Genomic DNA, 20,771 nt, shown 5'->3' on the forward strand with positions numbered 1-20,771 from the left:
CTATGCAAAACGTGAACAGTTCAGCTGTGATTACAATATGTTTCTTCACAACATATGCCTGAACAAAAGAAGTTATGAGTAAAGGAAGGGAAAATATTTCTGATCTACGTGATCGAAAGCATTCGATTCAGGGCAAGGAGTGCATCTTCCTGAATGGCTTTTGGCACCTTGATGACGCCTGAAGGTTCTCCTTTTTCAATTTGTTCCAGCGACCACAACAAATGCGGCAAATCAATTCGGTTCATTGTCAGGCAAGGGCACATGTCAGGGTTGAGTGATTCGATTTGTTTATCTGGATGCTCGTGAATGATCCGCTGAACAAGATTCATTTCTGTCCCGATTGCCCACTTGCTTCCCGCCGGAGCCTGATTGATTGTGTCGATAATATATTTCGTTGATCCGTTATCATCGCTTAGTGTCACGACTTCGTGTGAGCATTCCGGGTGCACAATGATCTGAATGTCGGGGTCTCGCTCTCTCATATCATGGATATTTTTAGTGGTGAATTTCTCGTGAACAGAGCAATGCCCTTTCCACAAAATCACTTTCACATTCGTATGCCCGGATTCAGCTACTAATTCATCTTTCATCGGGTCCCACACAGCCATATCTTCAAGCGCAACGCCCAGATCATAAGCCGTATTTCTCCCTAAATGCTGATCAGGCAAAAATAAAATTCTTTTTTTCTGTGTAAACGCCCATTCAAGCACTTTTTTCGCATTCGAAGAAGTCACAGTTGCTCCGCCATGCTTTCCGACGAATGCCTTGATCTCCGCAGTGGAGTTCACATAAGTTAAAGGTATGATCGTATCTCCAAATATATGCTGAAGCTTCTTCCATGCCCTATTGGTCTGCTGCATGTCAGCCATGTCAGCCATAGAACATCCAGCTCTCATATCTGGCAGGACGACCGTTTGCTGCTCGCTTGTCAGCATATCGGCGGTTTCTGCCATAAAGTGAACGCCGCAAAATACGATATAATCCGCTTCTTTGTTTTTTTCCGCTACTTGGGCCAATTGCAGGGAGTCGCCTGTTTGGTCAGCAAATTGTATCACTTCATCCTTTTGATAATGATGGCCTGGTATAAAGAGACTGCTGCCGAACTTTTTCTTAATGGCGGCAACGCGCGTTTCCATATCCTTTCTCGATAGTTCTTTATAACTTTCGGGCATCATATCATTCGATTGTTTGATCACATCAAGAATTGACATAACGGCATTCCTCCACAGATTCATTTGATAACGTAACATCCATGCTGATATCTAAACTTTTGACGGAATGAGTCAGAAATCCTAATGAAATATAATTCACACCCGTCCCTTTAAAAGCAGGCAAAGATTCTAACGTAATCCCGCCGGAGGCTTCAGTTTTTATATGATCCGGTGTGAGCTTTGCAAAATGACGGACCGTATCAGGCGGACAGTTGTCAAACATAATAACATCCGCGCCAGCTGCAATTGCTTCCCGCAGCTGTCCCTCCGTTTCAATTTCCACCTCGATATTTACCATGTGCCCTGCGGCCTGACGGGCTTTTTTGCATGCCTCTAAAATAGAGCCGCATGCTGCGATATGATTATCTTTAATCATGATGCCGTCATACAAACCGAATCGATGATTATACCCGCCGCCGGCTCTGACAGCATATTTCTCCAGCATTCTGAGCCCCGGTGTTGTTTTTCTCGTGTCACAAATTTTAATCTGTTCATCATCCAGACACCGAACAGCCTCTCTTGTCATTGTCGCAATTCCTGACAGCCTCTGAATAAGATTTAATACGACCCGCTCTCCTGAAAGGAGCGCAGCTGCGGGACCGTGTAACTCGGCAATCACTTCACCTTTATGCAACATGTCCCCATCTTTTTTGTGTAAAATGATTTGAACATTTTCGTCCAATAACGAAAAGCCTTCTTTTATGATCGCTGCTCCTGCAAAAATACCCTCTGACTTTGCAACAATCTCCGCTTCACAGCTCTGTTCTCCAAAAATAGACTGCGATGTAAGATCCCCTGTCCCAATATCCTCAAGAAAAAAGTGATTCAGTAATTTTTTCAGCTGTAAATGATTCATTGTTCCAAATCCCCTCGTTTTTTCTGATCTTCGTTCCTTTTTTTGTATGGACAATTTGTCTTCCTTGCCAGCTCACCTCAGCATGAGGAAAATCGGTGCGGAAGTGAGCCCCTCTGCTTTCCTCCCGCAAAAGCGCAGAAAACGTCATCAGCTTTGCAGTTTGCCATAAATGAGAAAGTTCCATCTGCCGAATTGTGATATCCTTCACATTTACTTCCTGAAAAGGCAGCGTATGAAGCCAGATGCTAAGCTCAATCAAACTGCTTTGTTCCCGCAGAATAGACATGTGGCTTGTCATTTTGCTTTGCAGTTCATACACCTCTATATCCGGCACCTCGTAGACGACACTGGTTTCTAGCCCTGATTGATATTGCCTGTTATAAACCGGTTTTTGGATAATATGCTCTGCTGCCCTTTTTCCAAATACCAGCGCTTCCAATAAAGAATTGCTTGCAAGCCGGTTTGCTCCATGTAAACCGGAGCATGCTGTCTCGCCAATCGCATAAAGCCCCGGCACTGTCGTTTCTCCCCAGCGATTAACTGAAACACCTCCCATTAAGAAATGCATTCCCGGAGCAACAGGAATTTTTCCGCTGTGAATATCAACCCCTGCTTTTTCACAAATAGCGGTGATGGTAGGGAAACGCGTTTCAAAATCAGAAATCGCACTGAAGTCTATATAAACGCGATTTCCTTTTGCCATTTCTTCGTGAATAACCCGTGAGACAATATCTCTTGGAGCGAGGTCACCTAAAGGATGTCGTTCAGCCATAATCCTGCGGCCGTTTTCGTCTACTAAACATCCGCCTTCCCCTCTGACAGCTTCTGAAACAAGCCCGTAGGAAACACCATTTTTCACAAGCAGTGTCGGGTGAAACTGAGTAAACTCCAAATCCGTTAATTCCGCTCCGGCCCGGTAAGCCAGAGAAAGACCGTCAGCTGTGACAGTGGGATCATTCGTATGGTGAAGAAACAGGTTTCCACAGCCGCCGGCAGCCAGCACAACTTCGTCTGCGTGCCTTACCTTGAGCCGCCCTTTGCTGTCTTTTGTCATGACGCCGATACATCGTCCGTCCTCTATAAGCAAATCTGCTGCCGTTTCATTCTCGATTAACTTGATTTTGCTGTTGATCCGTTTGAGCAAATAATCGATAAGCAGCCTGCCTGTTGCGTCTCCGCCTGCATGAAATATACGGTTGTATGAGTGGGCCCCTTCTCTTCCAAGACAAACACCGCCTCGTTCATTGCGGTCGAATGGAAATCCACGCTCCAATAGGCTTTGAACTATCATTTTTCCATCATGTAATACGTCTGCTGCAATAGCTAGATTATTATGGCCGCACCCTGCGTATAACGTATCCTCCAGATGGGCTTCAATCGAGTCATCTTTTGCATAGGCCGCAGCAATCCCGCCTTGTGCATAGACAGAATTGCTGTTTTTGACGCTTTTTTTTGTGATAACAGTCACTTCGTATGAGGGCGGGAAAGCTGCAGCTAAGGAAAGTGCCGCCGCCCCTGAACCGATGACTGCAATCGTCTTTTTAGACATATGCCATCCTCCTGTTGTTTACACCTGTCTTGACACCTATATTTACACAAGGATAAAATAAACTCAAGAGTTTTTTATGGAGAACGGATGGAGGAAGACCGGATGATTTATTTAGATTATGCAGCAACAACGCCTATTTGTGAGGAAGCCCTTACTGTATATCAGAAGCTTAGTATGGATATGTACGGAAATGCCAGCAGCCTGCATGATGCAGGAGGAAAAGCAAAGCACATACTGGAGTACTGCCGTGAAAAAATCGCCAACATCATTGGCGGAGAAGCAAGCGGCATCTATTTTACAAGCGGCGGCACTGAATCCAATTTTCTGGCCATTCAATCATTGCTAAACGGCCTGCCAAAAACGAAAAGACATTTTATTACGACTGCCATGGAGCATCAGTCCATTCATAATTGCGCTGCTTTTTTGGAACAGCAGGGGTATGATGTAACAGTCATTGAACCGAATGAATACGGGCTTATTACCGAGGAAATATTACTAGCCCATATCCGGCCGGATACAGGCCTTGTATCTATTCAGCATGCAAATTCTGAAACCGGGATCATTCAGCCCATTCAACGCCTGTCTTCATACCTGCACAATAAGGGGATTCTTCTTCATTGCGACGCTGTTCAAACGTTTGGAAAGATCCCGATCAATACAAAAAATCTGGGAGTAGATGCACTCTCAATGTCCAGCCATAAAATCCACGGTCCTAAAGGAGTAGGGGCGGTCTATATCCGACCGGATGTCCCTTGGAAACCCGTTTATCCTCTGACTACTCACGAATACGGATTCAGAGCCGGCACCGTAAATGTTCCCGGGATCGGTGCCTTCACTGCCGCTGCAGAATTGATCGTAAGCGAAATGGAAAAACAGATATCCCGCAATGAGGCATTAAGAACATACTTTCTAGACCAAATCCGTATTCGGTCTCTCCCTGTAACCCTTGCGGCAGACACTTCGCAAGCAGAATGTCTTCCGCATATTATAGGGTGTTTTTTTCACTCATTTGAAGGACAATATGTTATGTTAGAATGTAATCGGAGTAATATTTGCATTTCAACCGGCAGCGCTTGTTCTGCAGGTTACCACGGTCCGTCTGAAACAATGAAAGCATTAAGAAAAACCGAACAAGAAGCTCTGCAATTTATCCGCATCTCTTTTGGCAGGCATACAACAGCTGAACAGCTGAAACAGTTATTACATACGTTTACAGTGCTTTGGGAACAAAAGAAAGGAGAATTTGATATTGACCGAAGAATTAAAGCTAATGGGCGCCAACAGGCGTGACCAGCTTCTTCTGTGGCTGAAGGAATCTAAATCACCGCTGACAGGAGGAGAACTCGCAAAAAAAGCGAACGTTTCAAGACAGGTTATTGTACAGGATATATCGCTCTTGAAAGCGAAAAATGTACCGATTATCGCCACAAGCCAAGGATATGTATACATGGATGCAGCCGCTCAGCAGCACCAGCAGGCAGAAAGAATCATAGCATGTCTGCACGGTCCTGAACGGACAGAAGAGGAACTGCAGCTCATCGTCGACGAAGGCGTTACAGTAAAAGACGTAAAAATCGAGCATCCCGTATATGGAGATTTAACTGCAGCCATCCAAGTAGGCACCCGGAAAGAAGTTAGCCATTTCATCAAAAAAATCAATTCTACGAATGCTGCCTACTTATCACAGCTGACCGACGGCGTGCACCTGCATACATTGACAGCACCTGATGAACATCGCATCGATCAAGCCTGCCAAGCCCTCGAAGAAGCCGGCATTTTAATTAAAGACTAAAAAAAGCCCTCTAGTGGGCTTTTTTATAATTGGTAAGACTGGTATGCACCAAGAAGCCTCACTTTGCAGCCGAGCGCTTCAAGCTCCTGCATGGCCCCTGGAATCAATACATCATCAAACGCTTTTTCAATATCAATAATAAAGAAATAATGGCCTAATCCGGTTTTAGTCGGACGTGACTCAATTTTTGACAGGTTTAAATTTCTCCAAGAAAATGCAGACAGCACTCTATGCAGCGCCCCGGACTGATCATCCTGCGGCAGCATGACCATTAAGGTCGTTTTGGGCCTAGAGCTCAATTTTGAATTCACTTCAAAAGATATGTTTTCATCAGGAGACAGAATAACAAATCTTGTATGATTGTCCCTATAATCCTGTATATCCCGTTTCACGATTTTTAATTCGTATGTAGAAGCTGCCATATCATTGGCAATGACCCCGATATTCAGCTCGGGATGGTCACTGACAAACTTTGCTGCCGCCCCGGTAGAATTGGCGTATTCATATGGAACGGAAGGAAAATGTCGATGGAGAAATTTATGGCATTGCGCAATCGCGTGTGAATGCGAGTAAATTTTGTCGAGCTCTTTCCATGCATTCTCTCTTGAGGGATGGACGAGCAAGTGCTGATGAATCGGCAACGTCATTTCACCCACGATTGGCAAGGGCTGTTCATGTATTAAATAGTCTATTGTTAGATTAACAGATCCTTCTAATGCATTTTCCAAAGGAACAAAAGCAAAATCAACTTCGCCTGCAACGGCTGCATCTATACACTCCGGAATGGTGCGGTAAGCAACATGTTCGGCGCCGTTTTGAAAACAAGAACTGACTGCTAGATGTGTAAATGTAGCTGCTGGACCTAAATAACCGACTTTCATGACGATTTTCTCTCCCTTATGCACCTGAACCTAATATTTCAACTTTTTCTACAAAATCAAACTTCCTGAGCTTATTCATTAATGTATGAATGTCTTCTTCCATTGCCGACGTACTGATAGACAGTGTCACATTTGCTCTGCCTTGAAGCGGAATGGTCTGATGAATGGAAAGAACGTTGCTTCCAGAATCAGCTACCGCCTGAAGAAGCTGAGATAACGCACCTGACCTATCCTCTAAATGAAAGAAAAGTGTGATAATTTGTTCTTTTACCATGGTGTAGAATGGAAAAACAGCATCCCTGTATTTATAAAACGCACTTCTGCTTAAATCGACCTTTTGAACGGCATCTGCTACTGAATCTGCTTTTTTTCGATCAAGCAGCTTTTTGACTTCCAATGTTTTTCTCATTGCATCGGGCAATACATCTTCACGGACAAGATAAAATGTCTCCTCTTTCATTTGCATCCCCCCTTTAAAATAGAGAGCCTGACACCAGGCTCTCTTTTCAGCCAACATTCATTAATCAATAAATTCAAATTCAAATTCCAGAAGCCTGATTATATCTCCATCCTTGGCTCCGCGTTCTCTGAGTGCTTCATCAACACCCATTCCGCGCATCTGTCTTGCAAACCGTTTAACCGATTCATCACGTGAGAAATCAGTCATCTTGAATAACCGCTCAAGGCTGTCTCCTGAAAGCACAAATACACCGTCTGGATCGCGTGTAATGTTAAATGGCACTTCTTCATTTTCCATCGTGTACATGACACGGTTTTGTGTAAGCTCTTCCTCGTCATACAGCGGGAACTCCGGTGTGTTTTCAAGCTGATTGGCGACTTCAAACAGAAGCTCACGCAGACCTTCTCTTGTCACCGCACTGATCGGGAATACCGGATAATCATCCGTCAGCTTTTCTTTAAAGGCTTCGAGATTTACCGCAGCCTCCGGCATGTCCATTTTATTTGCAACGATAATTTGCGGACGCTCAGTGAGACGCAGATTGTACTCGCTCAGCTCCTGGTTAATCGTAAGATAATCCTCATACGGATCGCGGCCCTCTAAGCCCGACATGTCAATGACGTGAACAATAACCCTCGTCCGTTCAATATGACGCAAAAACTGGTGGCCAAGTCCGACGCCTTGGTGTGCGCCTTCAATCAGTCCTGGCAAATCAGCCATGACAAAGCTGCGTCCGTCATCCGTTTCAACCATGCCGAGATTCGGGACAAGCGTTGTAAAGTGATAGTCCGCAATTTTCGGTTTTGCAGATGAGACAACAGACAGCAAAGTAGATTTTCCCACACTCGGGAACCCGACAAGTCCGACATCTGCAAGCACTTTTAATTCAAGAACAATGTAGCGTTCTTTTCCCGGCTCGCCGTTTTCTGAAAGCTGAGGCGCGGGATTAGCCGGTGTAGCAAAGCGGCTATTTCCTCTTCCGCCTCTTCCGCCTCTTGCAATGACAGCCCGCTGTCCGTGCTCTGTTAAATCAGCGATGACCTGTTTCGTATCATCGTCTGTCACAACGGTGCCCGGCGGAACTTTAATGACCATATCATCAGCATTTCGTCCGTGCTGGTTTTTGGACATGCCATGCTCGCCGCGAATCGCTTTAAAGTGTTTTTTGTATCTAAAATCCATCAGGGTGCGGAGACCTTCATCTACTTCAAAAACGACGTCTCCTCCCTTTCCTCCGTCACCGCCGGCAGGGCCGCCTTTCGGCACATATTTTTCACGGCGAAACGCAACCATACCGTTGCCGCCGTCGCCGCCTTTTACATATACTTTGACCTGATCTACAAACATAATGTCCTCCGTTCTAAACCGTTAAAAACTCCGCTAGTCCAACCCTATTTCAATCAAACATTCGTGACTCGTGATTTCAAAACGCATGATGTCAATGTCCTCATATCCATTCTGCCGAATATCATCAAAAGCAGATGGATCGGCAAAGGCGCCGTGAAAATCAAGGTACAGAATCAGCTGTCTGTCAGGATGATCTGTTTGAAGCGAAACCGTTAAATGATTTTCACTCTCTCTGCTAACTGCTTGATCAAACAGATGAAACAGCTTTCTCATCAGTTTCGCCAGCTTTTGATCATAAGCCGACAAATCCTTAATTTCTCCGAGAACTTCATATTCAAGCGTCATATAATGGGTTTTCCAATTAAACGTAAGAAAATCAAACGCCAAATGCGGTGTTTTCAGGTTTGAGAGCTTTGATTCGTGCTTTGCGTCTATAACCATTTCTTCAATCATTTCAAAGACGCGGTCATACTTCTGCAAGCTTAAGTTTCCTTTAATCAGCTGCAGCTTATTCATCCAATCATGCCGGGAATGGCCAAGCAGATGAATCAGTTCGTTTGTTAATGCCGTGTCGCTTATATTTTCTTCTTGATTTTTTGAAACATCCTTCATTTTCGCACTCCCAATCATTTAATTTCTTATTTAGGAGTCTGTATAAGTGTGTATTATGAATTATAACAGAGAAGGCTTTGTTAGAAAAACAATTGTTTTTCCCAGAAATATCATGTTCCTTTTTTCTGGCTTTGGTTGATTTGCAGCCAGGCAGAACATTTTATGTATTACTGCTTGGGGAACATATCCAGTGGGTTTGAGATGTTTATTCTCATTCTTGGCGGGGTCTGCTCGCACATACTCTGCATTTCATTCTAGGTGTTTACTCCGCATATTGCAAAAAAAACTCCAGTCATCATCGACCGGAGTTTTTTGAATCATTATTGAGCTACAGGATATACGCTCACTTTTTTGCGGTCACGGCCGAAACGTTCGAATTTAACAGTTCCGTCGATTTTCGCAAATAGAGTGTCATCTCCGCCGCGGCCCACGTTTTCACCTGGGTAAATTTTTGTTCCGCGTTGACGGTAAAGGATAGAACCGCCTGTTACGAATTGACCGTCAGCACGTTTAGCACCTAAACGTTTAGCCTCAGAGTCACGTCCGTTCTTTGTAGAACCTACTCCTTTTTTAGAAGCGAAAAACTGAAGATCTAATCTAAGCATGTAGCTCACCTCCTATATTATGTTTGTGGTCACACGCAAGTTGTCTTTGTAATCCCGTTCGATTGTCTCCAGCGAAACAATCATGCCTTCAATCAGCAGCTGAGCTTTTTGGCGTGCCTCTGGATCAAGAGATTCAGGGAATTCAAAATAAAAATAACCCCCGTCCTCCCCTATATCAAGAAGCGGCTCGAAGCCCGCGAGCACAATGACCGCGTTAACGGCTCCAAACACAACGGCTGTCACTCCGGCACAAACAAGATCTTGTCCATGTTCAGCAAAATTCGCATGGCCCGTCATTTCAAAAGACAATATGCCTTTATCATGAGACCTTCTGATTGTTGCCTGAATCATGCTTACGCGTTGATTTTTTCGATCGTCACTTTAGTGTAAGGCTGACGATGACCTTGTTTTTTATGAACGTTTTTCTTTGGTTTGTATCTGAAAACAGTGATTTTTTTCGCGCGGCCTTGTTTTTCAACTTTAGCCGTTACTGTTGCGCCTTCAACTGTAGGGTTGCCGACTTTCACGTTGTCTCCGCCAACAAACAAAACGTCTTCAAAAGTAACTGTTTCACCTGCTTCAGCAGCAAGTTTTTCGATGTAAACAGTTTGGCCTTCTTCAACTTTGATTTGTTTACCGCCTGTTTTAATGATTGCGTACATTCTCTGCACCTCCTATTAGACTAAGACTCGCCAGATACCAGGGGGCTGTAAAAGCTCTTAACACCTGTACTGAGCGGTTGTAGCAATGGTGCTACATCCATAACATTAAAAAATATACCAAAATACAAGGCGTTTGTCAATCAGTTTTAGTAGGGCAGAAGCAGTTCCTCCATGGAAGAATTCGTCCGCTTATCGGCAAAGTAAGCGTGCAGCACTTCATTCTCGTCAAGCTGGCTGAGCTTTTGGCCTGATTTTTCTATAATAATCGGATGCTTACAGCCACGTTTGAACTCGGCCATCACATGATAGACTTTATCCTCCGCCTTTACTGTCAGCGGCAGAAGTTTCTCAAGCTCCCTGTTTTTTCCGTAATACCTTTCGAGGAGAAATCTCACATGGGTATAGTGCCTTTGCCGATATTCCTCAAATAAGGAAACAGCCAGAAAGACAAACAAAACCCATGCGCTGATTTGCAGAGGAATCACGAATAAAACCCAGCACCCGAGCAACAGGCAGAAGCAGAGCGACGTTTTTAGATTAAGCCGGTGAGCCTTTTGAAAAGGCAGCTGTTTGGAAAACAACAAAAATAACAGTTTTCCTCCATCCAGCGGCCAGATCGGCAGTAAATTGACAAATAAGATAGAAAGATTATAAAAGGTGAAGAGTTCAAAGGTATGCTGATGAATCACTGAGACTTCTGCAAGCATCCAGGCGGCAAACTGAAGCCAGATGTGCTGAAGAGGGCCGGCAATAATGACCGCAAACTCTTCCTTTAACGGCCGATTCCCGTGCTCTTCCACTTCGACCGTTCCACCAAACGGCAGCAAAAAAACACGCTTGATTCTCCAAGAAAAAAACACAGCCAGAGCAGCATGCCCCAGCTCATGAATCAATACAATCAGGAGCAGACAAAATAATGCTTTCATATGGCCTGTGAGCAAGCCCAGCGCCGCGATAATCCAAAGAAAAGGATGCACATGGATCTTTAAGATAAGGTCGAGCCATTTATTCAAATGAAATCACCTGAATCGGATCAATAAATTTATCGCCGTCTTTCATGGCAAAATAATAGACCCCTTTATTATGATCATCAAGCTTAATCGAACCGAGCTTTTTGCCTTTATCCACAAAATCATATAAAGCAACATCCACATCTTTGAGCTCGCCATAGATACTATAGGTGTTGTCAGCATGCTGCACCTTAACCGTCAGTCCCGTCTGGCTGTCTTTGCTGACTTCAACCACATAGCCTTCTTTTACACTATCAATCTTATCGCTGCTTGTTTCGACTTTAATTCCTTCCCCATTGTCCTGAAAATCCTGCTGTACTTTCCCGGATGCAGGCGCGATCAGATCTTTGCCTACTTCAATCTGCTGTTCCTTATTTTTGTGTTCAGGAGCCAGGAAAGCAAGCGGATTTCCGAATTTGGTTTCGAACCAATGGCTTGCTGAGGCAAATTGAAATTCAGTTTCAAAGGTTTTGGCTACAGCGGGTTTAATCTGACTGACGGGTCCAATGTTTGTTTTATAGGCTATAGCTGAAACGAGAACAAGGCAGGCCGACAGAAGACATTTCAGGATAATTGAATCTGTTTTCACCAATGGGTGTTTTCCGTTGAATGTTGGCATGTTATCTTCATAAACCGGAAGTGTTCCATGTTTTTCCTGATCCGTTACCATCACCCAGGACGGGGGTTTCTGCTTTTCAGAAACTGTCTGAGTAGAGAAACGCTTTGAGCTGGAAAGCTGCTTTCTTCTTTTCTCTAATCGTTTTCTGATTTCATCTGCTCTGTGACTCATTGCCATCATCCTTTGCATTCGTTGGGTTTGTACATCATATGTCTTGTCCATGGCAAATATTCGGTTTAGTCAAGAACAAAGCAGGCAAAAACAAAAAAACCTGACACAGCATATGCTTTGTCAGATTCTTCTCTTTGATTCTATCACATTAAGATCTTACTCCGAAAAATGACTTAATCTTAGCCATCATTCCTTTGTTTTGCTCTTCAAGCACCTGTAAAGGAACAGATTCACCTAAGATGCGGCGGGCAATATTGCGATATGCAATGGAAGCCCGGTTTTTAGGGTCCATCGCAATCGGTTCGCCATGATTGGAAGCTTTAATGACTTCATCATCATCAGCCACGATTCCGAGCAAATCGATCGACAGATGCTGTACGATTTCGTCGATATCCATCGTGTCACCGTTTTTCATCAGGTGATTTCTGATTCTGTTAACAACGAGCCGCGGCGGTTCAATATTTTCCTCTTGCTCCAGCAGTCCTATAATACGGTCAGCATCACGAACAGCTGAGATTTCAGGCGTAGTGACCACAATCGCTTTATCAGCTCCGGAAACGGCATTTTTGTACCCTTGCTCGATTCCGGCAGGACAGTCTATGATGACATAGTCAAATTCCTGTTTGAGCTCTTGGACCATGTTTTTAATTTGTTCAGGAGCAACAGCTGTCTTATCGCTCGTTTGAGCAGCGGGCATTAAATAGAGCAGATCATCGAAACGTTTGTCTTTTACGAGCGCCTGATGCATTTTGCATCTGCCCTCTACAACGTCTACCAGATCGTAAATAATTCTATTTTCAAGACCCATTACAACATCAAGGTTGCGCAGTCCTATATCAGTATCTACTAAGCATACGCGCTTCCCTAAAATGGCTAAGGCGGTACCGAGGTTCGCAGATGTTGTTGTCTTACCTACTCCGCCTTTTCCCGAAGTTATTACGATAGCCTCACCCAATTCACATTCCTCCCTCAAGCCTTGTTAGATCAGGTCTTAAATGAGCCAAATGTTGAAGGCGTTCAATGACCATATTTCCGTCTGTATCTAAATAAGCACATTCCATTTCGTTCCCTTTTTGAATGTGGTCTGGGGAGCGATTTAACACATGATTGATTCTTAATTGTGTCGGAAGCATTTCAGAGGCGGCGATGACCGCTTGATTATTTCCATTAAACCCGGCATGCGCGATTCCTTTCAGTGAGCCCAGAACAAAAATGTTCCCTCCGGCCCTGACTGTTCCGCCGGGATTCACGTCACCAATCAGGAGCAAGTCGCCTTTTACCTGCAGCACTTGGCCTGAACGGACAATTTTTGATACAGAAATAATTTCGGCTTCCTCTCTTATCTGCTGTGCTTCTTTTTTAGTAATGACTTCACTGTCAATAGAATGAACAAACAAATCTTTCTTTGACGCAATCAATTCGGTTAGCTGTTCCTCTTGCTCCTTATATAAAAGGCGATTTCCCAGCTTAACATGAACACTGATTTTCTGGCCTTTTCCATCGGTATATTGTTCAATTGACAGCATATTCTGAAGACCATCGAGAAGCTCATCAAAAGAACACGCATCATTCAGATGCAATGTTAGTCCATTCTTTGTTCCTTTTATTGTTACATATTGCTGCTTTTTGGTCTTCACAATATTCACCTCAACAACATACTCATTTCGTCAAAAAAAGATAAAATCCTTTTTACTCATCTCTCAATTCTTTCTTTAGACTCATAAAAAACAATCTAAATGGCAGAACAAGAATAAGAGCTGCTGCAATATTTAATAAAATTGTCGGTATAAACCGGTCAAGCACAAATCCGTTAAACGTCATAATGTCTTTATGAATCAAAGACTGAATGCCGAATACGTAAAATTCGAGCAGACAGACAGCCAGAACTGCTATCAATATCACTACAAATGCGTTTGTATGCAACACTTTAAACGCTTTTGAAGCCAAATAGCATAGCCCTGCAAAACCAAACATGTAAACGCCTAATAGACTTGTATAGTTCATGTCATATAGAAAACCAAAAATAAATCCGTAAATCATCGCGTGTTTTTGGTTGATAAAAGCCGACATGAATATCAATACAAGCATCAAAAAACGCGGGGCGAGCACTTGGTCATCTGTAACGAAAGGAAAATGCACCAAATCTGTAAAAATGCTTTCCGCAGAAAAAACAAGCATCATAACGAAAGGGAGAAGGAAACGTTTCACGATCCTTCCTCCTCTGTATCGACAGTCGGCACGTCACGGTTAACAACGATCACATTATTTAAATCTGTAAGGTCAGCCGCGGGTTTTACATAAGCAACCTTCGTTAATCCATAGGAATCTGACTCGATATCAGTCACTTCACCGATTGTCAGCCCTTCTGGGAAAACACCGCCTGTCCCTGATGTTTCAATAAGATCGCCTTTTTTCACGTCTTGTTTATCCTTACGCTCAATAATTGTCATCTTAAGACGTTTTTTCTCTTTGTCATATCCTTCGATCAAGCCGTAGCCTTTGCTGCCTTTTTTTCCGGAAATTTTTGTCGCGACTCTGTTATTGCGGTCAGTATCGCTTAAAAGCTGAACAGTAGACGTAAAATTGTTAAGTCCGGAACTTTTGATCTTGCCAATTAATGCGCCTTTTTCGTTTGTAACGGCCATATCTTTCGCTACGTTTTGCTGAGTCCCCTTGTTAATGGTGACCTGTTTGGCCCAATTATCAGGGCTTCTGGCGATGACCGTTGCTAAAATCGGCTTGTAATCTTTAATCGATTTGACATGGCCAAGCTCGTCACGCAAGGATTTGTTTTCTTCTTCAAGCTCTTGAAGCTTGGCTTCATATTGTGTCTGTCCGTCAAGTTTTTCTCTTAGACGCTCGTTTTCTTTGTATGTGTTTTTTAAATCATTGATGTTCTCAAATATTCCTGCAAAAAATTCGGCAGGCGTATGAAAAATATTTTGAAATACTCCCGTCGTATCGCCGATCACTTTCTCAGGCCAGGTGGTATTGCGGCCGCCCTTCAGCGAAAATCCAATCATAGCCACCAATATGATAATACACAGAAGTAATAGCATTAACCGCTTATTCGGCATCGTGTTACACCTCTTCTATTGAACTCCCGATTATCTAGTTTTCCCTTTGAAAAGATGGATGTGCTCCAGTGCTTTCCCTGTTCCGATCGCTACACAATCAAGCGGATCTTCGGCGATAAGGACCGGCATTTTTGTTTCTTCGCTGATGACTTTGTCCAAATTGCGCAAAAGCGCTCCGCCGCCGGTTAACACTATACCTCTGTCCATGATATCTGCTGCAAGCTCAGGCGGTGTTTTTTCGAGTGTGCTCTTCACTGCTTCGACAATTGTAGATACAGTGTCGCGTAGAGCATTAGAAATCTCTTTTCCTGTAATTTCAATTGTTTTCGGCAGACCTGTCAGCAAATCGCGTCCGCGGATTTCCATGTTGTCGGATTCTTCAGGAGCTTCTGCAGATCCGATTTCCATTTTAATCGCTTCAGCCGTACGGTCACCGATCATCAGATTGTACGTTTTTCTGATGTAGTTGATAATCGCGTCATCCATCTCATCACCGGCTACACGGATTGACTGAGACGTTACGATGCCTCCGAGGGAAATAATCGCAACTTCTGTCGTACCGCCCCCGATATCAACAACCATGCTTCCAGTCGGTTCCCAAACTGGCAGATTGGCCCCGATTGCTGCGGCAAAAGGCTCTTCAATCGGATACGCGTCACGCGCTCCCGCCTGTCTTGTCGCATCGATAACAGCGCGTTCTTCAACAGCTGTAATGCCTGATGGGACACATACCATTACATATGGTTTTCTGGCAAACATGCCTTTATTTTTTATGGCTTGATTGATGTAATATTTCATCATCGTCGCCGTTGTTTCATAATCAGCGATAACGCCGTCTTTCATCGGGCGAAGAGCCACCACGTTGCCCGGTGTCCGTCCAATCATATTTTTCGCATCATTTCCGACAGCGACAATCGATTTCGTATCCGTCTGCAAAGCGACAACTGACGGCTCTCTCACAACGATTCCTTTTCCTTTTACAAAAACAAGCGTATTCGCAGTTCCAAGATCTATACCAAGGTCTCTAGCACCAATTCCAAACATATGTATGTATCTTCCTTTCTTAAAGCAAAAATACCCTAATGGGAAAAACTCATAAACTCTATTATAGCTTAATTCGACGAAAAAAAAAGTGTTACAAATATCCTTTTTCCTTTAAACTCACAAATTTTTTATCCCCGATCACCAAATGGTCAAGCAGCTCGATGCCAATCAGGTTTCCGCATTCAAACAGCCGTCTTGTCACTTCAATATCTTCCCTGCTCGGCGTCGGATCTCCAGAAGGATGATTATGAACACAGATAAAGGAAGCGGCAGATCGTTTAAACGCTTCTTTAAACACCTCTCGCGGGTGGACAATAGATGAATTCAGGCTTCCGATAAATACGGTGCGTTTATGGATGACTTGATTTTTTGTATTTAAGTATAAACAGACAAAATGCTCCTGGGTTAAAAAGCGCATATCCTCCATGACAAGATTAGCGCCGTCTTCCGGGGAGCGAATAACGAAATGTTCTTCGTTGGCTAATTTATGAATCCGGCTTCCAAGCTCAACTGCAGCCAGTATTTGAATCGCTTTTACCATACCGATTCCCGGGATGCTTGACAGCTCTTCAACCGATGCTTCCTTGAGCAGGCGCAGCCCGTCAAATGAGCGCAGCAGCCTGTTTGACAGGTCCAAAACAGATTCGTGTTTAGTCCCTGTCCGCAATAATATAGCCAAAAGTTCATGATTCGCTAAGTTCTCGGCTCCGACTTTCAGGAGCCGTTCTCTTGGCTTTTCTTTCATTGGGAAATCTTTGAGTTTTAATGGCAGATCGTGTATGACCAAGCACTCCTTTTCTTTCCCTTCCCGTTTATAGAACCGTCATGCCCTTATATCAAAATGGCGAAGAGCTCTCATTGTTTTTGATATAGGAAGGCCCATGACTGAATAATAATCTCCGTCTATTTTCTTTACAAAAAGCGCGCCTCTTCCTTGGATGCCGTATGCACCTGCTTTATCCATCGGCTCTTTTGTTTCAATATACGTCCAAATCTCTTCTTCACTGAGGGACCAAAACACAACTTCTGTCTTATCATAAAAAGTCTCGCTGTGATTTTCAGCTTGAATGCTGACCGCGGTTATTACTGAGTGACTTCGGCCTGAAAGCCTCCGCAGCATAGAAGCAGCTTCTTCTTGATCCTGCGGTTTGCCAAGACATTCGCCGTCAAGGCATACCATTGTATCAGCACCGATAACGATTGCATGCGGGTGGAGATCAGCTACAGCCTTAGCTTTTTGTTTTGCCAACCATTGGACGTTTTCTTCTGGTGAAAAGTTTCGATTTAATTTTTCTTCTACTTCACTGACAATAATGGAGTAGGGCAGCTGGAGAAGATCGAGGAGTTCTTTCCTGCGCGGAGATTGTGATGCAAGTATTAGCGGTTTTGTCATGTTCGTCATCCTTTCAGGGTTTGCTTAAGAAAAAAAGATACTCGTTTATCCTACCAAATCACGAGGCTTGTCACAATTTCAGAAAAATAACTTTTTCATGACAAAATAAAAAAAGCCTGTCACTAAAGGACGAAGGCTCAGGGCACTATCTCTTATTTTACGACGGCTAACAGCTCCTGCTGAGCCTTCCACCCGGCTTCAGCACTTGGATCCTCTAATTCCTTTAAAGCCTGCAAAATCGCTTTTTTCTCTCCTGTTTCTGACGCTTTTGTTTCACCAAGAGACTTTTCTATTTTCTCTACACTCGCTTTTGTAATGTCTTCGCCGAGAATCGCCTTTGCTGCAAGCTCCGCTGTTTCCTTAAAAGAATCTGTCATATCTGACTCTATTGATAAGGAAAGCTCCTTGCCTCCCCAGGCTTCAAAATCACTGTCGATTAAAACCTGTCCTAACTGCTGTGAGACATCCTTATCACTGGCTAAGCCCGCGATGACATACGTATACCCGTCATCCTTTGACAGTGACACGGCGGAATATCCTTTTTCGGTCAATTGTTCTGTTAACGTTTCGGCACCCTTTTCATTTGAAAATTTTCCGGCTTGTACAGCGTATGTTTTATATGTACCTTCAGTTTGCGCCGCTTGTTTTTCTGTGCCTGAAGTTTGTTTATCAGTTGAAGTATCCCCTGCTTTTGCCGTTTGGCTGCCTAGAGAATCCTCTAAAGAGGCCGGTGCTGACGCTTCTTTATTCCCCGATATGTTTAACGCGAATAGCCCTAATCCAGTGCCAATGACAGCCGCGAAGGCAATCGTCGCGGCCACTCTTTTTACCGGTTTGGCAGCCCCGGTCTTTCCTTTTGCATAAAGCTTTGTTTTTTTCTTTTGAAAAGGAGGAACAACTTTTGGGTCCTCTTTAAACACCTTGTCTTCCTCTGAATCCCAATTGAATTCATCTTCATCAGGATGTTCCTGGGATGCCGCAACCTCTTGTTCTGCCTGTCTTTTTTCCTCCCAATTTGAAAATGTCATGCTTTTATCCGCCTCTGTCTCAGGCGTCTCTTGTTCGTAAACCGTCTCTTCTTTTCCATTAATCGTCACCTTGAGGGCTTTTTCTGCGGCTTTACTGTTTTTTTTATTCTTTCTTTTTTTCAATTCCGCTTCCTCCCTTCATTTGCTTGACCGTTCTTGTCGGCTTTTCATGCTACACACTTTAGCACAGGCAAAGAAAAAAAGAACAAGACTTTTGTCGCCTTGTCCAAAAAACGTTCGTCAAATTTTTCAGCAGTCAGCCCAATGCCATTTTGATATAAAAAGAAATGATAGAGTCACCGTATAAATAGGCTAAAATGCTCCCTGCGGCTATAGCGGGGGCAAAGGGAAGCGGCTGCCTTTTAGCGAGTCTACCAGTCAGAACGGCTGCCGCTCCATATAATGCACCTATCAAAACAGAAAAGAAAAAGGCAGCTGCCAGCATTTTCACACCAAGCACAAAGCCAATCACCACAAATAATTTAATATCTCCTCCCCCTACTCCCCCATGGGTGATTGCGGCAATTACAGCCAGAAATAGAAATCCGGCTGCCGCACCTAACAGGCCTGCATACCAGGAATCAAGCGGAGAAATCAATCTCGCGGCCGCCAAAAAGGGAAGAAAGAAAATCAATATACGATTTGGAATCAGCATAAAATGAATATCTGTCACTGCAACAATAATGAGAAGAGAGATAAACACCAGAGCGGGAAACAGTTCCAGCGACGTGCCAAAGCGTATTCCTGCGGCGGCAAATAAACACGCTGTCACAAGCTCTGCTGCGGGATACATAAAAGAAATCCTATGCCCGCAGCTTTTACATTTACCTTTTTGAAATAGGAATGACAGGATGGGAATTAATTCTGCAGGAGTTAATGTCCGCCGGCAAAACGGGCATGATGAACGGGGCGCAATAATAGATAGATGTAAGGGGATACGGCACCCGGCCGTATAGTAAAAAGAACCAAGGATAAGCCCGAAGATAAAAAGAAGGGATAGCATAGACAACACACCTTTACTCACTGAGTTCTGGTATGGATTGTAGCAAAATGAGCATCCTGAGCTCCAATTGGGGATATTCAATTTTACACATAAAAAAACCGGCAGAATCTTTTTTTTGATTCTGCCGGAGCCGGATCCTTTTATTTCAACCTTTTTCGAATGTCAGAAATAAAGTAAAGAGATCCGGTAATCAGCACAATTTCATTTGAGGCCTTTTTACTTTCTATGAATTTGATCACATCGTCTGGATCTTCACTCCAGCTTTTATTGCTGATTTCACTTGCATCATAGAGATCTTTTGCAAGAGAAGCACGCGGGAAATCAAAAGAAGCAAAATGAATCGCATGAGCAATGGTTTCCAGTCTTTTAATCATGTTCTGATACGGTTTGTCCTTTAACGCGCTAAACACCACAGAAATGCGTGAATTGGCGAAACGCTGCTTCATCGTTTCCGCCAGCTTTTCAACACCTTCTTCGTTATGCGCACCGTCTAAATATACCGGAGGATGTTCCTGAACAAGCTCTAACCGTCCCGGCCAAGCAGCCTTCACAAGCCCGCTCCTTAACGCTTCGTCACTGATATGGGCAATATTCTCCTTATTGAGCCACTCCGCAGCCAAAATGGACAAAGCAGCATTTTGTCTTTGATGGGTGCCAATCAGAGATGTCCGAATATCTTCATAGCATTTCTCTTCCGTTTTGAATGAAAACTGTTCTCCTGCAGGCAGAGCCTCTTCATTGAAAATAACACATGCATCATGCAATGACTGGAACGGCGCAGCATGCCGTTCGGCTTCATGGCGGATGACCTGTAAAGCTTCCGGCTGGGTAACTGCTGTAACGATTGGAATACCTTCTTTAATAATACCGGCCTTTTCTCCTGCAATTTCTTCAATGGTGTTTCCCAAAATGTTCATATGATCGTGCCCGATGCTTGTAATCACAGTTAAGAGCGGTTCAACCACATTAGTAGAATCGAATCTACCGCCCAGACCTGTTTCAAAAATAACAAAATCGACCTTATGAAACTCTGCAAAATATAAAAATGCACAAGCTGTCATAATTTCAAATTCTGTCGGCTGTCCGTATTCCGTTTGATCAAGGGCTTCAACGTGCGGTTTCATTTGATTGACGAGTGCTGTCCATTCCTCATCAGAAATCGGTATCCCGTTTACGCTGATCCGTTCATTAAACGTAATAATATAAGGCGATGTAAATGTTCCAACCGTATATCCGGCTTCCTGCAGCATAGAACGGATAAAAGCGACAGTTGATCCTTTACCGTTTGTTCCTGCGACGTGGAACGCTCGGATTTTTTTTTCAGGATGTCCTAACCGCGCCATCAGCTGTTTCATTCGGCCAAGTCCGGGCTTCACCCCGAATTTCAGCCTCCCGTGAATCCAGCTGCGCGCATCTTGATATGCAGTAAACAATGATAATCCCCTCTTTTA

The 20,771-nt window shown here is 43.8% G+C and carries 25 protein-coding genes and 1 other annotated feature; of the genes, 3 read left to right on the forward strand and 22 right to left on the reverse strand.

Annotated features, from left to right (window positions below; translation table 11 throughout):
* Window positions 1-104: 104 nt before the first annotated feature.
* The 3 genes from nadA to nadB are packed head-to-tail and all read right to left on the reverse strand — an operon-like array spanning window position 105 to window position 3,616.
* On the reverse strand, window positions 105-1,211 hold the full coding sequence (gene nadA / locus CW370_RS14260) for a quinolinate synthase NadA (RefSeq protein ID WP_024572143.1): 1,107 nt from the start codon (window positions 1,209-1,211) through the stop codon (window positions 105-107).
* Window positions 1,198-2,067 (reverse strand): carboxylating nicotinate-nucleotide diphosphorylase, encoded by an 870-nt coding sequence (nadC, locus tag CW370_RS14265; RefSeq protein ID WP_024572142.1) that lies wholly within the window; start codon window positions 2,065-2,067, stop codon window positions 1,198-1,200. The genes nadA and nadC overlap by 14 nt, the downstream gene beginning before the upstream one ends.
* Window positions 2,021-3,616, reverse strand: coding sequence for an L-aspartate oxidase (gene nadB, locus CW370_RS14270; RefSeq protein ID WP_024572141.1), 1,596 nt, complete (start codon window positions 3,614-3,616; stop codon window positions 2,021-2,023). The genes nadC and nadB overlap by 47 nt, the downstream gene beginning before the upstream one ends.
* A gap of 102 nt (window positions 3,617-3,718) precedes the next feature.
* On the opposite strand from nadB, the gene nifS reads away from it, so the two are divergent.
* Both nifS and CW370_RS14280 read left to right on the forward strand, forming a co-directional pair.
* Entirely contained in the window at window positions 3,719-4,906 is a 1,188-nt protein-coding gene (gene nifS, locus CW370_RS14275; RefSeq protein ID WP_024572140.1) for a cysteine desulfurase NifS, read from the forward strand.
* Window positions 4,866-5,408 carry a transcription repressor NadR gene (locus CW370_RS14280; protein ID WP_004398582.1) on the forward strand — a complete coding sequence of 181 codons (543 nt, stop codon included), beginning with the start codon at window positions 4,866-4,868 and terminating at the stop codon, window positions 5,406-5,408. The genes nifS and CW370_RS14280 overlap by 41 nt, the downstream gene beginning before the upstream one ends.
* Before the next feature lie 23 nt (window positions 5,409-5,431).
* Here the strand turns inward: CW370_RS14280 and pheA are convergent, their stop codons facing one another.
* The 4 genes from pheA to spo0B are packed head-to-tail and all read right to left on the reverse strand — an operon-like array spanning window position 5,432 to window position 8,708.
* A complete protein-coding gene (pheA, locus tag CW370_RS14285) occupies window positions 5,432-6,289 on the reverse strand; it encodes a prephenate dehydratase (protein ID WP_004398512.1) in 858 nt (285 codons plus the stop codon).
* A gap of 16 nt (window positions 6,290-6,305) precedes the next feature.
* Window positions 6,306-6,749, reverse strand: a complete 444-nt coding sequence (thrR, locus tag CW370_RS14290; RefSeq protein WP_003222630.1) for a transcriptional regulator ThrR — start codon at window positions 6,747-6,749, stop codon at window positions 6,306-6,308.
* A 60-nt stretch (window positions 6,750-6,809) separates the two neighbouring features.
* Window positions 6,810-8,096: a GTPase ObgE gene (gene obgE, locus CW370_RS14295; RefSeq protein ID WP_029946085.1), complete on the reverse strand. Its 1,287-nt coding sequence runs from the start codon at window positions 8,094-8,096 to the stop codon at window positions 6,810-6,812.
* Between the two features lie 33 nt (window positions 8,097-8,129).
* Entirely contained in the window at window positions 8,130-8,708 is a 579-nt protein-coding gene (spo0B, locus tag CW370_RS14300) for a sporulation initiation phosphotransferase Sop0B (RefSeq protein WP_014480451.1), read from the reverse strand.
* 77 nt (window positions 8,709-8,785) lie between these two features.
* On the opposite strand from spo0B, the gene CW370_RS21320 reads away from it, so the two are divergent.
* Complete coding sequence (locus CW370_RS21320) at window positions 8,786-8,908, forward strand: hypothetical protein (protein WP_003229671.1); 123 nt, start codon at window positions 8,786-8,788, stop codon at window positions 8,906-8,908.
* Window positions 8,909-9,028: 120 nt separating this feature from the next.
* Here the strand turns inward: CW370_RS21320 and rpmA are convergent, their stop codons facing one another.
* The 15 genes from rpmA to CW370_RS14375 all read right to left on the reverse strand — a co-directional run bounded on the left by rpmA (window position 9,029) and on the right by CW370_RS14375 (window position 20,753).
* Window positions 9,029-9,313, reverse strand: coding sequence for a 50S ribosomal protein L27 (rpmA, locus tag CW370_RS14305; RefSeq protein WP_003222623.1), 285 nt, complete (start codon window positions 9,311-9,313; stop codon window positions 9,029-9,031).
* A 12-nt stretch (window positions 9,314-9,325) separates the two neighbouring features.
* Entirely contained in the window at window positions 9,326-9,664 is a 339-nt protein-coding gene (locus CW370_RS14310) for a ribosomal-processing cysteine protease Prp (RefSeq protein ID WP_003229669.1), read from the reverse strand.
* A 2-nt stretch (window positions 9,665-9,666) separates the two neighbouring features.
* Window positions 9,667-9,975 (reverse strand): 50S ribosomal protein L21, encoded by a 309-nt coding sequence (rplU, locus tag CW370_RS14315; protein ID WP_003229668.1) that lies wholly within the window; start codon window positions 9,973-9,975, stop codon window positions 9,667-9,669.
* A gap of 13 nt (window positions 9,976-9,988) precedes the next feature.
* Window positions 9,989-10,064 (reverse strand) — a sequence feature (ribosomal protein L21 leader region).
* Window positions 10,065-10,121: 57 nt separating this feature from the next.
* Window positions 10,122-10,988: a stage IV sporulation intramembrane metalloprotease SpoIVFB gene (spoIVFB, locus tag CW370_RS14320; RefSeq protein WP_024572737.1), complete on the reverse strand. Its 867-nt coding sequence runs from the start codon at window positions 10,986-10,988 to the stop codon at window positions 10,122-10,124.
* Window positions 10,981-11,775, reverse strand: a complete 795-nt coding sequence (gene spoIVFA, locus CW370_RS14325; protein WP_024572736.1) for a stage IV sporulation protein SpoIVFA — start codon at window positions 11,773-11,775, stop codon at window positions 10,981-10,983. Before spoIVFA ends, spoIVFB begins: the two co-directional genes overlap by 8 nt.
* A gap of 148 nt (window positions 11,776-11,923) precedes the next feature.
* Window positions 11,924-12,730, reverse strand: a complete 807-nt coding sequence (gene minD / locus CW370_RS14330; protein WP_004398624.1) for a septum site-determining protein MinD — start codon at window positions 12,728-12,730, stop codon at window positions 11,924-11,926.
* 1 nt (window position 12,731) lies between these two features.
* Window positions 12,732-13,412, reverse strand: coding sequence for a septum site-determining protein MinC (gene minC, locus CW370_RS14335; RefSeq protein WP_024572735.1), 681 nt, complete (start codon window positions 13,410-13,412; stop codon window positions 12,732-12,734).
* A gap of 52 nt (window positions 13,413-13,464) precedes the next feature.
* Window positions 13,465-13,983 (reverse strand): rod shape-determining protein MreD, encoded by a 519-nt coding sequence (mreD, locus tag CW370_RS14340; protein ID WP_004398811.1) that lies wholly within the window; start codon window positions 13,981-13,983, stop codon window positions 13,465-13,467.
* Complete coding sequence (mreC, locus tag CW370_RS14345; protein WP_003222609.1) at window positions 13,980-14,852, reverse strand: rod shape-determining protein MreC; 873 nt, start codon at window positions 14,850-14,852, stop codon at window positions 13,980-13,982. The genes mreD and mreC overlap by 4 nt, the downstream gene beginning before the upstream one ends.
* A 30-nt stretch (window positions 14,853-14,882) precedes the next feature.
* The gene (gene mreB, locus CW370_RS14350) at window positions 14,883-15,896 is read right to left on the reverse strand and encodes a cell shape-determining protein MreB (RefSeq protein ID WP_003229650.1); all 1,014 of its coding nucleotides are present in this window, start codon (window positions 15,894-15,896) and stop codon (window positions 14,883-14,885) included.
* A 91-nt stretch (window positions 15,897-15,987) separates the two neighbouring features.
* The gene (gene radC, locus CW370_RS14355; protein ID WP_003246034.1) at window positions 15,988-16,683 is read right to left on the reverse strand and encodes a RadC family protein; all 696 of its coding nucleotides are present in this window, start codon (window positions 16,681-16,683) and stop codon (window positions 15,988-15,990) included.
* A 36-nt stretch (window positions 16,684-16,719) separates the two neighbouring features.
* Window positions 16,720-17,289, reverse strand: coding sequence for a Maf family nucleotide pyrophosphatase (locus CW370_RS14360; protein ID WP_024572904.1), 570 nt, complete (start codon window positions 17,287-17,289; stop codon window positions 16,720-16,722).
* A gap of 152 nt (window positions 17,290-17,441) precedes the next feature.
* A complete protein-coding gene (gene spoIIB / locus CW370_RS14365; protein ID WP_024572905.1) occupies window positions 17,442-18,440 on the reverse strand; it encodes a stage II sporulation protein SpoIIB in 999 nt (332 codons plus the stop codon).
* A 133-nt stretch (window positions 18,441-18,573) separates the two neighbouring features.
* Complete coding sequence (locus CW370_RS14370; protein WP_029946084.1) at window positions 18,574-19,320, reverse strand: prepilin peptidase; 747 nt, start codon at window positions 19,318-19,320, stop codon at window positions 18,574-18,576.
* 140 nt (window positions 19,321-19,460) lie between these two features.
* Window positions 19,461-20,753 (reverse strand): bifunctional folylpolyglutamate synthase/dihydrofolate synthase, encoded by a 1,293-nt coding sequence (locus CW370_RS14375; RefSeq protein WP_024572907.1) that lies wholly within the window; start codon window positions 20,751-20,753, stop codon window positions 19,461-19,463.
* Between the last annotated feature and the right edge of the window lie 18 nt (window positions 20,754-20,771).

The sequence above is a fragment of the Bacillus sp. SN32 genome (assembly GCF_002837495.1).
GTDB classification, from domain to species: domain Bacteria; phylum Bacillota; class Bacilli; order Bacillales; family Bacillaceae; genus Bacillus; species Bacillus subtilis.

Bases quoted from the DNA above. Each gene is read 5' to 3' on its own strand.
- spoIVFA (WP_024572736.1), bottom strand. From the start codon at position 11,775: ATGAGTCACAGAGCAGATGAAATCAGAAAACGATTAGAGAAAAGAAGA.
- obgE (WP_029946085.1), bottom strand. From the start codon at position 8,096: ATGTTTGTAGATCAGGTCAAAGTATATGTAAAAGGCGGCGACGGCGGC.
- spo0B (WP_014480451.1), bottom strand. From the start codon at position 8,708: ATGAAGGATGTTTCAAAAAATCAAGAAGAAAATATAAGCGACACGGCA.
- CW370_RS14310 (WP_003229669.1), bottom strand. From the start codon at position 9,664: ATGATTCAGGCAACAATCAGAAGGTCTCATGATAAAGGCATATTGTCT.
- pheA (WP_004398512.1), bottom strand. From the start codon at position 6,289: ATGAAAGTCGGTTATTTAGGTCCAGCAGCTACATTTACACATCTAGCA.
- rpmA (WP_003222623.1), bottom strand. From the start codon at position 9,313: ATGCTTAGATTAGATCTTCAGTTTTTCGCTTCTAAAAAAGGAGTAGGT.
- nadB (WP_024572141.1), bottom strand. From the start codon at position 3,616: ATGTCTAAAAAGACGATTGCAGTCATCGGTTCAGGGGCGGCGGCACTT.
- nifS (WP_024572140.1), top strand. From the start codon at position 3,719: ATGATTTATTTAGATTATGCAGCAACAACGCCTATTTGTGAGGAAGCC.
- mreB (WP_003229650.1), bottom strand. From the start codon at position 15,896: ATGTTTGGAATTGGTGCTAGAGACCTTGGTATAGATCTTGGAACTGCG.
- CW370_RS14370 (WP_029946084.1), bottom strand. From the start codon at position 19,320: ATGCTATCCCTTCTTTTTATCTTCGGGCTTATCCTTGGTTCTTTTTAC.
- mreC (WP_003222609.1), bottom strand. From the start codon at position 14,852: ATGCCGAATAAGCGGTTAATGCTATTACTTCTGTGTATTATCATATTG.
- rplU (WP_003229668.1), bottom strand. From the start codon at position 9,975: ATGTACGCAATCATTAAAACAGGCGGTAAACAAATCAAAGTTGAAGAA.
- thrR (WP_003222630.1), bottom strand. From the start codon at position 6,749: ATGAAAGAGGAGACATTTTATCTTGTCCGTGAAGATGTATTGCCCGAT.
- nadA (WP_024572143.1), bottom strand. From the start codon at position 1,211: ATGTCAATTCTTGATGTGATCAAACAATCGAATGATATGATGCCCGAA.
- CW370_RS14360 (WP_024572904.1), bottom strand. From the start codon at position 17,289: ATGACAAAACCGCTAATACTTGCATCACAATCTCCGCGCAGGAAAGAA.
- nadC (WP_024572142.1), bottom strand. From the start codon at position 2,067: ATGAATCATTTACAGCTGAAAAAATTACTGAATCACTTTTTTCTTGAG.